11 protein-coding genes are annotated in these 12,361 nt (G+C 54.6%); 3 read left to right on the top strand and 8 right to left on the bottom strand.

The annotated features are described in order from the left end of the window. Positions 1-43 precede the first annotated feature (43 nt). Positions 44-1,300: an aspartate kinase gene (locus BVC71_RS09260; RefSeq protein ID WP_086451395.1), complete on the top strand. Its 1,257-nt coding sequence runs from the start codon at positions 44-46 to the stop codon at positions 1,298-1,300. 339 nt (positions 1,301-1,639) lie between these two features. Next, the gene (gene ptsP, locus BVC71_RS09255) at positions 1,640-3,880 is read left to right on the top strand and encodes a phosphoenolpyruvate--protein phosphotransferase (RefSeq protein ID WP_086451394.1); all 2,241 of its coding nucleotides are present in this window, start codon (positions 1,640-1,642) and stop codon (positions 3,878-3,880) included. Positions 3,881-4,070: 190 nt separating this feature from the next. Here the strand turns inward: ptsP and BVC71_RS09250 are convergent, their stop codons facing one another. Next, a complete protein-coding gene (locus tag BVC71_RS09250; RefSeq protein ID WP_086451393.1) occupies positions 4,071-4,853 on the bottom strand; it encodes an EcsC family protein in 783 nt (260 codons plus the stop codon). Then, entirely contained in the window at positions 4,840-5,373 is a 534-nt protein-coding gene (locus tag BVC71_RS09245; RefSeq protein ID WP_086451812.1) for a GNAT family N-acetyltransferase, read from the bottom strand. The genes BVC71_RS09250 and BVC71_RS09245 overlap by 14 nt, the downstream gene beginning before the upstream one ends. A gap of 79 nt (positions 5,374-5,452) precedes the next feature. On the opposite strand from BVC71_RS09245, the gene BVC71_RS09240 reads away from it, so the two are divergent. Next, positions 5,453-6,058: a flavin reductase family protein gene (locus BVC71_RS09240; protein ID WP_086451392.1), complete on the top strand. Its 606-nt coding sequence runs from the start codon at positions 5,453-5,455 to the stop codon at positions 6,056-6,058. Positions 6,059-6,118: 60 nt separating this feature from the next. On the opposite strand, the gene BVC71_RS09235 is transcribed toward BVC71_RS09240, so the two are convergent. The 6 genes from BVC71_RS09235 to BVC71_RS09210 form a co-directional block, all read right to left on the bottom strand. Further along, positions 6,119-7,531, bottom strand: a complete 1,413-nt coding sequence (locus BVC71_RS09235; RefSeq protein WP_086451391.1) for an FAD-binding oxidoreductase — start codon at positions 7,529-7,531, stop codon at positions 6,119-6,121. Then, positions 7,531-8,115: a GNAT family N-acetyltransferase gene (locus tag BVC71_RS09230; RefSeq protein ID WP_086451390.1), complete on the bottom strand. Its 585-nt coding sequence runs from the start codon at positions 8,113-8,115 to the stop codon at positions 7,531-7,533. The genes BVC71_RS09235 and BVC71_RS09230 overlap by 1 nt, the downstream gene beginning before the upstream one ends. Further along, positions 8,115-9,380: a M16 family metallopeptidase gene (locus BVC71_RS09225; RefSeq protein WP_086451389.1), complete on the bottom strand. Its 1,266-nt coding sequence runs from the start codon at positions 9,378-9,380 to the stop codon at positions 8,115-8,117. Before BVC71_RS09225 ends, BVC71_RS09230 begins: the two co-directional genes overlap by 1 nt. Next, positions 9,377-10,774, bottom strand: coding sequence for a threonine synthase (gene thrC / locus BVC71_RS09220; RefSeq protein ID WP_086451388.1), 1,398 nt, complete (start codon positions 10,772-10,774; stop codon positions 9,377-9,379). Before thrC ends, BVC71_RS09225 begins: the two co-directional genes overlap by 4 nt. Positions 10,775-10,777: 3 nt before the next feature. Next, on the bottom strand, positions 10,778-11,458 hold the full coding sequence (locus tag BVC71_RS09215) for an SURF1 family protein (protein ID WP_086451387.1): 681 nt from the start codon (positions 11,456-11,458) through the stop codon (positions 10,778-10,780). Positions 11,459-11,548: 90 nt separating this feature from the next. Continuing rightward, a complete protein-coding gene (locus tag BVC71_RS09210; protein WP_086451386.1) occupies positions 11,549-12,361 on the bottom strand; it encodes a cytochrome c oxidase subunit 3 in 813 nt (270 codons plus the stop codon).

Here is a 12,361-nt window from a genome sequence, read left to right as displayed (position 1 = left end):
CCACAGCGGCTAAGGGAAGCGCGATATTTTGCAAGGGACAGCTATGCCGACGCTTGTCATGAAATTCGGCGGCACTTCGGTCGCCAATCTAGATCGAATTGCCCGCGCCGCGAAACGCGTCGCTCTTGAGGTGGGTAAAGGCTATGACGTGATCGTCATCGTCTCGGCCATGTCGGGAAAGACCAACGAACTGGTGGGTTGGGTTAACGAAACCTCTCCGCTGTATGACGCACGTGAATACGATGCGATCGTATCGTCGGGTGAAAACGTCACTGCAGGCCTGATGGCGCTACGCCTACAGGAAATGGGAATTCCTGCGCGCAGCTGGCAAGGCTGGCAAGTGCCGGTGAAAACCACCAGCGCACACGGCGCCGCACGGATCGAAGAAATCCCATCGGATAACATCAACCAGAAATTCGGCGAAGGCATGAAAGTTGCTGTCGTCGCTGGTTTCCAAGGTATTTCCCCCGAAGGCCGGATCACCACGCTGGGCCGCGGCGGATCGGACACCACTGCTGTGGCGTTTGCAGCTGCGTTCGAAGCAGAGCGTTGCGACATCTACACCGACGTGGACGGCGTTTACACGACCGACCCACGCATCACGTCCAAGGCTCGCAAGCTGGACAAGATCGCTTTTGAAGAAATGCTGGAATTGGCGTCACTGGGTGCCAAAGTACTGCAAACCCGTTCGGTTGAACTGGCAATGCGCTATAACGTGAAACTGCGCGTGCTTAGTTCCTTCGAAGAACCGTCAGATGACGCAGGCACGCTGGTCTGCGCAGAGGAGCAAATCATGGAATCCAACGTAGTTTCTGGCGTCGCCTATTCCCGCGAAGAAGCAAAGATGACGCTTGTCACCATTGATGACAAACCAGGCATTGCCGCGTCGATCTTTGGCCCGCTGTCCGAAGCAGGCGTAAACGTCGACATGATCGTTCAGAACATTTCTGAAACGAACTATCAGGGCCACGCTGGCGGCGTGACCGACATGACCTTCTCGTGCCCGATCGATCAGAAAATGCGCGCTGAACAGGCCCTGAACGAAGCCAAAGAAAAAGGCCTGATCAACTTTGACCGTCTGGAAGCAGACACCGAAGTTGCCAAAGTTTCGGTCGTTGGCATCGGCATGCGCAGCCACGCAGGTGTTGCTGCAAAGATGTTCGAAGTTCTGTCGAACGAAGGCATCAACATCAAAGTTATCGCGACATCTGAAATCAAAATCTCGGTTCTGATCGACCGTAAGTACATGGAACTTGCTGTTCAGGCACTGCACGACGCATTCGATCTGGATAAAGCCTAAGTTAGACAACAGACTTGTTTCAAAAGCCGTCCCATTGGGGGCGGCTTTTGTCGTTTTTGCATCTAGGCTGTCAGAATCATTATGGGGTCCAATAATTCTGTGCCTTCACAAATGTGTTAGCGACTGCTGCTTAGGTATCGCCAGATCACGCCAACATTCAAAGAGTGATGAAATTTTGGACCGTTCATAACCAACTTGGGTTGGACGATGGGCGGTTTTTCCAAAATGCTGCACCTGCAAAAAACATCGTAGTGTCAATGATTTGCCTGTGACGGTTTTGCCCACTCCCATTTGCAAGTCGCATCGCCTATAGATAGGCTGACCAAAAGGGACAGACGTATGCCAGAACGCATCGAAACAGATAGCCGCAAGCTGTTAGGCCGTTTGCGTGACACCATGGCCGAAGATGCCGCAGGTCAGGCGCGTCTGGACAAAATTGTGCATCTCATCGCGTCTTCGATGCAGACCGAAGTGTGTTCCATCTATCTGTTCCGCGATGCTGAGACATTGGAACTCTGCGCAACCGAAGGTCTGGATGCCGAGGCGGTTCACCAAACTCGTATGCGGTTGGGCGAAGGTCTGGTTGGCCGCGCCGCACGCACGCGGCACGTGATCAACACCGCTGATGCGCCATCCGAAAAAGGGTTCCGTTACATGCCCGAAACGGGCGAGGAACGTTATTCATCGTTTTGCGGTGTGCCCATCCAAAGACTAGGAAACGCATTGGGCGTGCTAGTTGTGCAGTCCAAGGCCGCCCGCCAGTTTTCCAGCGACGAGGTGTACGCGCTAGAAGTCGTGGCGATGGTTCTGGCAGAAATGACCGAACTAGGTGCCTTTGTCGGCGAAGGCGCGGCCCTAAGTGCCCGCCACCAACAACCCATTCTATTCCGCGGATCAACCGCCCAAGAGGGCGCAACAGAAGGTCAGGTTTACCTGCATGAACCGCGCGTGGTTGTCACCAACCCTATCGCGGACGATCCAGAAACAGAATTGACCCGCCTACGCGAAGCCGTAGACACGCTGCGTATTTCGGTTGATGAAATGCTATCAACCACAACAACTGTGAACGCCGAACAGGTCCAAGTGCTAGAGGCCTACCGCATGTTCGCCAACTCTCGTAGTTGGATGCGCCGCATGGAAGAGGACGTTCAATCCGGCCTCTCTGCCGAAGCCGCAGTCGAAAAAGAACAATCACTTGCCCGTAGCCGAATGCAATCGGCTGGTGATGCCTACCTGCGCGACCGCCTGCACGATCTGGATGACCTATCGAACCGTTTGCTACGCATTCTAACAGGCCAAGGCAAAGAAACCGGCGCAGAAATGCCCGAAAACCCTGTTTTGGTCGCCCGAAACATCGGCCCTGGTGAATTGCTAGAATACGGCAAAACACTGCGCGGTATCGTGCTAGAGGAAGGCTCTGTCGGATCTCATGCCGCCATCGTTGCGCGCGCTTGGGCCATTCCTTTGGTCATTCACGCAAAAAACATCACCGCGGACGCACTAAACGGCGATACGATTTTGGTCGATGGCGATCAGGGCATCGCGCACCTGCGTCCCGACGAAAACGTACAGAATGCATTCCGCGACAAAATCGCGATGCAGGCCCGCGCCCAAGAACGCTATGCCTCAATCCGCGATTTGCCTGCGACATCGAAATGCGGCACGACCATTTCGCTACAGATGAACGCGGGGCTCATGGCGGATCTGCCATCGCTGCCGTCTTCGGGTGCTGAAGGTGTGGGATTGTTCCGAACAGAGCTACAGTTCCTTGTTCGGAACCAAATGCCCAAACGTGCCGAATTGTCTGCGCTATACCAGCGCGTCATGGACGCAGCCGATGGCAAACGCGTGGTGTTCCGCACGTTGGACATCGGTTCGGACAAGGTACTGCCCTATATGACCCCGCAGGACGAACCCAACCCCGCGATGGGCTGGCGTGCTATCCGCGTAGGTCTGGATAAACCCGGCATTTTACGGATGCAGTTGCAGGCACTTATCCGCGCTGCAAATGGCCGACCATTAACGGTCATGTTTCCGTTCATCGCGCAGCTACAGGAATTCCGCGATGCCAAAGCTGAAATGCAAAAGGCATTGGATCGTGAAATCAAACTGGGGCACCCTGCCCCGTCCGACATCAAAATTGGCGCAATGTTGGAAACCCCCAGCCTTGCCTTTGCGCCTGATGTTTTCTTTGACGAAGTCGACTTTCTATCGATTGGCGGCAACGACCTAAAACAGTTCTTTTTCGCCGCAGACCGCGAAAACGAACGGGTCCGCCGCCGCTATGATACATTGAACGTCAGTTTTCTATCGTTCTTGCGGCAGGTCGTGGAACGTTGTGAACGCGCTGGCAAACCGTTGTCATTCTGCGGCGAAGACGCTGGCCGCCCTGTTGAGGCAATCTGCCTGGCCGCGATGGGCATCAAGAATCTATCGATGCGCCCAGCATCCATTGGTCCTGTGAAGCATATTTTGCGAAAAATTGACCTATCAGAGGCACGGGCCGTCATCGACAAAGCCTGTAACGACGGTGAACAATCCGTCCGTTCTGCGATCACGCATTGGTTGGCAAATCAGTAAAGTTGCAAAAGGGTGGCTAGCTTCGGGCCACTCACTCCCCCGAAAATAACGGAGCTGCTATGAAAAAATTTGGTGCTAAAAATGACACCACCCTTTCGCATTTGCAGCATAACAAGATCGATTTTCGGGTCAAATATAAGAGGACTTTCTACTGTCGCTTTTTTGACAGCCCCAAAATCCGCCTCACAACCTACGAGCTTAGCTTTCGCATAATTAACGCTTTGTGAAACTCTTCAAGTACCTGTGTTTCATCATAAATTCGGCACAACTGACGAAGACCGAAATGGACGTGGGCCATCTCAACGTAAAAGCGAACAAAGGCATAGTTCGTTCCCGCTCCAGCGGCAGCGCCAATAATCGGAACAGCCTGCCCTGCCAATTTTTGCGACATCACTGCGGCGAATCTGGGCGAGATTCGCGCGATCAGGCTATTGATGCCCGCACCCGATAGGCCCAAACGCGCCCCAATCAACGCAGTGTCGATCCCATCATCATCGCCACCGGGGCCGCCCGCACCGAATACGCGCAGACATTCGACACGGGTATCTTCGGCGTCTGGATCTTCTCCATAGGCCTCGGCGACGCCCAGCACAGCCCTGAAAATGATCGTGGTGGTAATCGGCAATTCAGCCAAGGCTGTCGGCAACCCGCCAACACCACCAACAGCGCCTGCTATCGCGGCCACCGCCGTATGACCCTTGTCCGTTAAAGGCGCTTTTCCATGGGTCGCTTTGGCTGCGTAAAAACTGTAACTTAGCGCTTTTTTCGCCGCCGCCTCGAACCGTGTCCGAACCGGCGCTGGCATCGACTTCAGTCCATCTTCGACCTGCGAACCGACGAAATTGATCGCCTTCATCAGGACACCATTCGCACGGCGCTGGCGCGCGGCCAATAACTGGATCTCAGCGCGGCCTTGGTCATCCAACGGGTCGGTGGGGTTCACAACCCTTAACTCATCATCACGATTGCTCATGCCCAATAGATTGGGGACGACTTAGATTTTTGCAATCCTTCGCAGGCGTAACTTCACCAGAAACCCCGATCCACGCACCTGGGGTCAAATTATATCCCAAAATACGATCTGGGTTGGTCGGCGGCGGCATATCCACGCCTTCGAGTTTGAAGAAACCGAACCGTTTGTAATACGGGTAATCCCCGACCAGCATGACGCGCGCCCAACCTAGATCATGCGCACGGTTCAACGCTTTTCGCATCAATAATGCGCCGACACCTTCGCCTTGGCGCGTTGGGTGAACCGCAACAGGCCCCAATAAAATCGCCATTCGGCCGCCGACGCAAACAGGCCAATTGCGAATAACACCACCCAAAGTTCCATCCGCATCCCGCGCGACAAAGCATAACTCGGACAAAGGATCGACCCCATCGCGTAACCGATACGACGACAACGCAGTCCGTCCAGGCGCAAAACACAAATCGTATAGCGCCTCGACTTCCCACCAGTCGTTCTTAGTTTCACGGGTAATTTCGATCATTGGGCCTTTTTTCCGCTCTGGGTCTGGATGTGGCCGTAACATGACGCTACCTCTGCCGCAAACCAGAAGGGACCCATCCATGTTCTATCGCCCAAATGATGGCCACGGACTGCCACATAACCCATTTCCTGCAATCGTGTCCCCTCGTCCGATTGGATGGATATCGACCCGCGGTGCCGATGGCATCGACAATATCGCGCCATATTCGTTTTTCAACGCCGTCGCCTACAGCCCGCCTCAAGTGATGTTTTCCTCGAACGGGACAAAAGCCGATCAAGACGGCAAAGACACGCTTACCAATATTCGCGACACAGGCGTGTTTTGTGTCAACATCGTCGAATTTGCCATGCGGGACGCGATGAATAAAACGTCTGCTACGATGGATTTGCAGGTCGATGAATTTTCTCATGCAGGTATCGAACGCGCTGAATGTGACACGATCTCCTGTTCTTATGTCGCCTCTGCACCTGCAACGCTTGAATGCAAATTAACCCAAATCATCAAACTCGAAGGCGACCAATCGCATGCCGTTTTCGGAGAGGTGACAGGAATTCGCCTGCGCGATGATTGCGTTGTGAACGGCATCTTTGATGTGACCAAATACAAACCATTGGCCCGCTTGGGATACCAAGATTACGCATCCATCGACACCGTGTTTTCGCTGGTGCGCCCCGACGCGAAATAGCGCCCACCGCCGCACCTCAAAGGTGCGGCAAATAAGAATGCGGCGTAGCCGCGCCTTTTATCAGCGGGCCCTCAAAACCGCGCCAGGGTTCATAATACCTTTGGGGTCCAACGCATCTTTAATGGCGCGCATCATCTGCAGTTTGACCGGATCCGAATATCTTTCCAGATCCTCCACCTTCAGCCGCCCAACGCCATGTTCGGCACTGACGGATCCGTTGTATTTATGAACCAAATCGTGGACGCATTTTTTCACGTCTCCACGTAAATGTTCATAGTCTGAACGCGATTTTCCTTTGGCAGGGAATACATTAAAATGCAGGTTCCCGTCCCCCAAATGCCCAAAACAATTCACGCGGAAATCCGCGATATTTGCTAAATTATTGCGGCCCTCAACAATGTAATCGGCGATTTTCGACAAAGGCACCGAAATATCATGCGATGAAACGGAACCGATCCGTTTATTTGCCGCTGGTATGCTTTCGCGGATGTTCCAAAAATCGTGACGCTGTTGCTGGCTTTGGGCAATCACACCATCCGTCACGATGCCAGCCTCGCTGGCTTCTACAAACAGGTTTTCCAACGCAGCTTGAGGGTCCAATCCAGCAGGCAATCCTAGATCAATCAAAACACACCAGTCGGGATGCGTTTCAAACGGCTTGACCACGTCAGGCCCCACCTCGTCCAAAAACTCCAGCCCCTGACGGCCAATCAATTCGAACGCGGAAATACCTTCGCCAATGCGCGATTGCGCCATAGACAATAGATCAAGCGCGGCGATAGGTGACGGTACCACCATCATTGCGGTACCTTCTGCAGACGGCTGTGGGACCAGCTTCAAAGCTGCGGCAGTAATGATCCCCAACGATCCTTCGGACCCGATCATCAGGTCGCGCAAATCATAACCTGTATTATCTTTGCGTAGTCTGGTCAGCCCATTAAGCACCTCGCCTTGGGCTGTCACAACTTCTAACCCCAACACTTGCGCACGTGCATTGCCATACCGCAGAACGTTCAATCCGCCTGCGTTGGTCGCCAATAGGCCGCCGATCCGTGCGGAGCCTTCAGAGGCAAGCGACAATGGAAACAACCGATCCACCTCGGCTGCCGCGTTTTGCACATCCGCCAGAATGCAGCCCGCATCGCAGACCAATACATTTTCAGACGGAAATACATCGCGGATCTGTGTCATGCGTTCCATGCTTAGAACGATCGGAACAATGCCGTCTTCCATGATTTGCCCGCCGACCAGCCCCGTGCCTCCTGCATATGGGACAACGGCCAATGCGTTTTCCGAACAAAATTTAACAACCGCTGCAACTTCGGCAGTGTCCGCAGGGGCAACAACAACACCCTGCCCAACATAGCGCCCTCGAGGCTCCTCGAGGTATTTCGCATTGTCGTCAATAAATCGCAAAGAAGGCAGCGCAGCTGAGAGCGCCGCCACGACATCAGGGGTCGCAGAATTTAACATTAGGCAATTACCGCTTTGCCGCGCCGATCGGCGCGCAAGTTCGCATATAGGACGTGGTTGCGCCAACGTCCGTTGATTTCCAGATAGCTTTGCGCCACGCCTTCGTATTTGTAACCGCATTCTTCCAATAGACGGCGAGACGCAGTATTTTCAGGCAAACAACCTGCTTCGATCCGGCTAAGGTCCAGATCAACAAACGCGTAGTGTACAACAGCGGCAATCGCTTCGCGCATATACCCTTGGCGCGCAAAAGGTTCACCAATCCAATAGCCTGTCGTGCCCGCCTGCGCCGGACCGCGCCGAATATTATCCAACGTGATCGCGCCTAGCAGCTGATTGTCGGACCGCCGGATCAGAAAAAATGGAACAGCCGTGCCATTCGAATTCGACCGCTGTGCCCAATAAACACGGTTGGTAAACGCCTTGCGCGACAAATGGTCAGGTGACCAAGCTGGTTCCCAAGGCGTCAGAAATTCACGGCTTTGGACGCGTAGATCAGCCCACGCGCGCCAGTCACTGTGATCAGGCAGGCGCAGTGACATCCGCTCGGTTTCGAGCTGAACCTTCCGCCGCCGCCCCAACATTACGCAACCAGCCTCGCTTTTAATGCGTCCAGATCAGGTGCCTGATCCGCTGGACCATATAGCGCCAATGCTTTGCCCGCTGGGCCCATCAAACCACCTGCGAAATCACGCAACGCATCGGTTGTCACGCCATCAATCAATGCTGTGCTTTCTTCAATTGATGGAACGCGGCCATGAATGTGGATCATATGCGCCATCCGTTCGGCCCGCGACGATGGGCTTTCCAGTCCCATCAACAGACCCGCCTTCATCTGCGCACGTGCGCGTTCAATTTCAGCCGTGGACAATCCATCGGCAGACCGTTTGATTTCATCGACCGCTATCTGCGCAAGTTCAGCAATCTGCGCTGCCGACGTCCCCGCATATAGCGTCATCATGCCCGTGTCGGCATAGGCGCCCGCTTGGGTGAAAATGGTATAGCACAAGCCGCGGTTTTCGCGGATTTCCTGGAACAAACGGGACGACATGCCGCCGCCCATCGCGGTTGCATAGACCTGCGCGGTATATATATCCGCGCCGCGATAGTCCGGACCCTCGAACGCCAGTGCGAAATGGACCTGTTCGAGCGATTTCAATTCGCGCTTTTCGCCGCCCTGAAAACGCGCAGGAACAATCACATCGCCGGTTTCGTGTTTGGCCAAATGTCCGAACAACGCTTCGGCCTGTTTAACCAAAGCATCGTGATCAACTGCGCCAGCCGCCGACAGGATCATGCGGGACGGATCATAGTGTTCAGCGACAAAGCTGGACAGGTCTTCGCGTCCAAAATGCGACACGCGTTCTGCTGGACCCAAAATAGTGCGGCCCAACGGTTGGTCGGGGTATGCGGCCTCTTGCAGCCAATCGAACACGATATCGTCGGGCGTATCATAGGCCTGACCGATTTCTTGCAGGATCACGCCGCGTTCGACCTCAATCTCTTTAGGATCAAAGACCGAATTGTTCAGAATATCTGCAATGATTTCCAAACCCAACGGCACATGTTCCTGCAAAACGCGGGCGTAATAGGCCGTCATTTCGCGGCTGGTGTAGGCGTTGATATAGCCGCCTACGTCTTCGATCATTTCGGCGATCTGTAATGCGCTGCGCGTCTTTGTCCCCTTGAACGCCATGTGTTCAAGGAAATGGGCAATGCCGTTTTGGTCCAGACGTTCGTGACGTCCACCCACCAAAACCCAAACACCGATAGAGGCAGAATGCATGCCCGGCATGGCTTCGGTTACGATGCGCATGCCATTGGACAAAGTGTGGGTCTGTACTGTCAACGCGCGCGACGCTCCCGAATGATTGCCTGTAGGGCGGCCAGATCGTTAGGCACCTGTGTCACCCGTTCCGTGCGATCATATAGATCAGCCATACGCGGTGGAAGAGGCGGATAGACATCCGACGCTTTTTCGACCGCAGCAGGGAATTTCGCAGGGTGCGCGGTTGCCAGTGTGATCATCGGCACTTCGGGGTTTTCGCCCTGATGTTCGGTGCCAACATGCACGCCAACTGCCGAATGCGGGCACAACAGTTCGCCCGAATGTTCCAACGCGGATGCGATGGTGGCATAAGTCGTTGCTTCATCCACTGCGCCGCTGTCGTAATGATCACGCAGAGCCGTCATCGCGTTTTCCGAAATGCGGAACGTGCCTTTGGTCTTCAATTCGTCCATCAGGCCCGCAACTGCCGCGCCATCGTGGTCATGCGCCCAGAACAACGCGCGTTCGAAATTGGACGACACTTCGATATCCATCGACGGCGAAATCGACGGCGTGACACCGTGTTTGGTGTAATCGCTGGACTGCATGCAGCGGTGCAAAATGTCGTTTTGGTTGGTCGCGATCACCAGACGTTCCACAGGTAGGCCCATTTGTTTCGCAATGAACCCTGCAAAAATGTCGCCAAAATTGCCCGTTGGCACGGTGAACGACACTTTGCGCTGCGGCGCGCCCAGTGAAACCGCCGAGCTAAAGTAGTAAACAACCTGCGCCAGAACGCGGCCCCAGTTGATCGAATTCACGCCAGCCAGATGCACTTCGTCGCGGAATTCGAAATCGTTGAACATCTCTTTCAACTTGCCTTGGCAATCGTCGAAATCGCCTTCGACAGCCAATGCATGGACGTTCGATTCTGCGGCTGTGGTCATCTGGCGGCGCTGCACTTCGGACACGCGGCCATGTGGGTACATAATGAACACATCGACGTTGTCCAAACCGCGGAACGCTTCGATCGCGGCCGAACCCGTATCGCCCGAGGTCGCGCCAACTATGGTGATGCGTTTACCCGAACGTGCCAGCGCGGCCTGCATCATCTGACCGATGATCTGCATGGCGAAATCTTTGAACGCCAGCGTTGGACCGTGGAACAGTTCCAACAGGAAATGGTTCGGCGCCAATTGCACCAAAGGCGCGCGGGCGTCGTGGCCGAAATCTGCATAGGCTTTGTCGATCAGGCCTTTGAATTCTTCGTCGGTGAAGGTGTCGCCAATGAACGGCTTCATCACGGTGAATGCGATGTCTTCGTAGGATTTACCCGCCATCGCTGCGATGTCTTCGGCGCTAAAGGTCGGCACGGTTTCAGGAACGTACAGGCCGCCGTCACGGGCCAGGCCGGTCATCATTGCCTCTTCAAAGGTCAGTGCAGGCGCCTGCCCACGGGTAGAAATGTAACGCATCTATCAGTCCTTTTGTCCGGCTTTGTTCGACCGGTACACGAAATATCCTGTCATCGCTGCCCATACCAGCGCCAACAGGAACCACGTGATCGCATATTCGCGGTGGTCATTTTTGATATTAGAGGTGTCGACCGGAACCATCGTGATCCGTCGGTCGGGGTTATCGGAATCGCGCAGAACGACCATGAACGGTTCGGCCTGCAAAACCTCCGCCATTGCGGCCGCATCGCGGGCGAACCACAGATTGTTTTCCAGATCGGGCGCTGGGGATTTGTCGGCCGCATCATTCGGCCACAGCAAATTGCCCGTAATGTTTTGGGTCACGATGTCAGGGTTCAGGCGTTTGCGGTCCAACGGCATGATACCCATATCCACCATGATGCGGCGGCCCATATCCGTATGCCATGCCGAAATCACGCGATATCCCGTGCCTGCGGCGGTGCCAGACGACAGAACATGCAGTTCGTCCCCCGTTGGTGTACCGGTCAGGCGAACGGCCAGATATTCGTCCATGTCCTCTGAAGGGTTCATCGGCAATTCAACGGGACGCGCGGCAATGCGCGATTCCATTTCGGCCAGAATGTCCTGTTTCCAGTCTAGGCGCTGCATCTGCCAGACGCCCAGTCCCAGCAACACCGCCAAACCCGGAATTCCCAGCAAGATAACGAATAAATAACGACGCATCGTAACCCCTATTCATACGCAAAACGCGCAAGGCATTGCCCCGCGCGTTTGTTGTCTTGTCTTGGGCGGCGGGTCAACCCCGCCACGGCTTTAGAAGCCGCTCTGACCCCAAATGTATACAGCAACGAAGAGGAACAGCCACACAACGTCAACAAAGTGCCAGTACCAAGCTGCTGCTTCGAAACCGACGTGGCTCTCTGGGGTGAAGTGGCCTTTTTTCGCGCGGATCAAGCAGACCAGCAGGAATACGGTACCAACCAGAACGTGGAAGCCGTGGAAACCAGTCGCCATGAAGAAGGTGTTGTAGAAGATGTCACCACCCAGCGACCAACCTTCGTGTGCGATCAGTTCGTAGTATTCGTACGCTTGGAACAGGGTGAACACAGCGCCCAGCAGGATACCGATGGTCAGACCTTGGATCAGATCTTTGCGGTTGTTTTCGTGAACCAGTGCGTGGTGTGCCCAGGTCACTGCAGCACCAGAACACAGCAGGATCAGGGTGTTGATCAGCGGCAGGTGGAATGCGTCAACAGTGTGAATTTCTGGTTTGACGTACTCAGTGCCTGCATATGTCCACATTGGGTACATGCTGGTTTTGAAGAACGCCCAGAACCAAGCCACAAAGAACATGACTTCGGACATGATAAAGAAGATCACGCCATAACGCAGGCCGATGCGCACAACAGGGGTGTGGTCGCCAGCAATGTTTTCTTTGATGGTGTCAGCCCACCATGCGCCTGCCGAATATAGGGTCGCAACAAAGCCGATCCAGAACAGCCAAGGCATGTCATTGGCCATCCACATGACGGCGCCGAACAGCATGATGAATGCTGCAACGGACGAAAGGAACGGCCAAATCGAAGGCGGAAGGATGTGATAGTCGTGGTTCTTAGCGTGAGCCAT

Source organism: Marivivens niveibacter, assembly GCF_002150005.2.
In the GTDB taxonomy this organism is placed as follows: domain Bacteria; phylum Pseudomonadota; class Alphaproteobacteria; order Rhodobacterales; family Rhodobacteraceae; genus Marivivens; species Marivivens niveibacter.
This window is presented reverse-complemented; position numbering and strand designations above follow the sequence as displayed.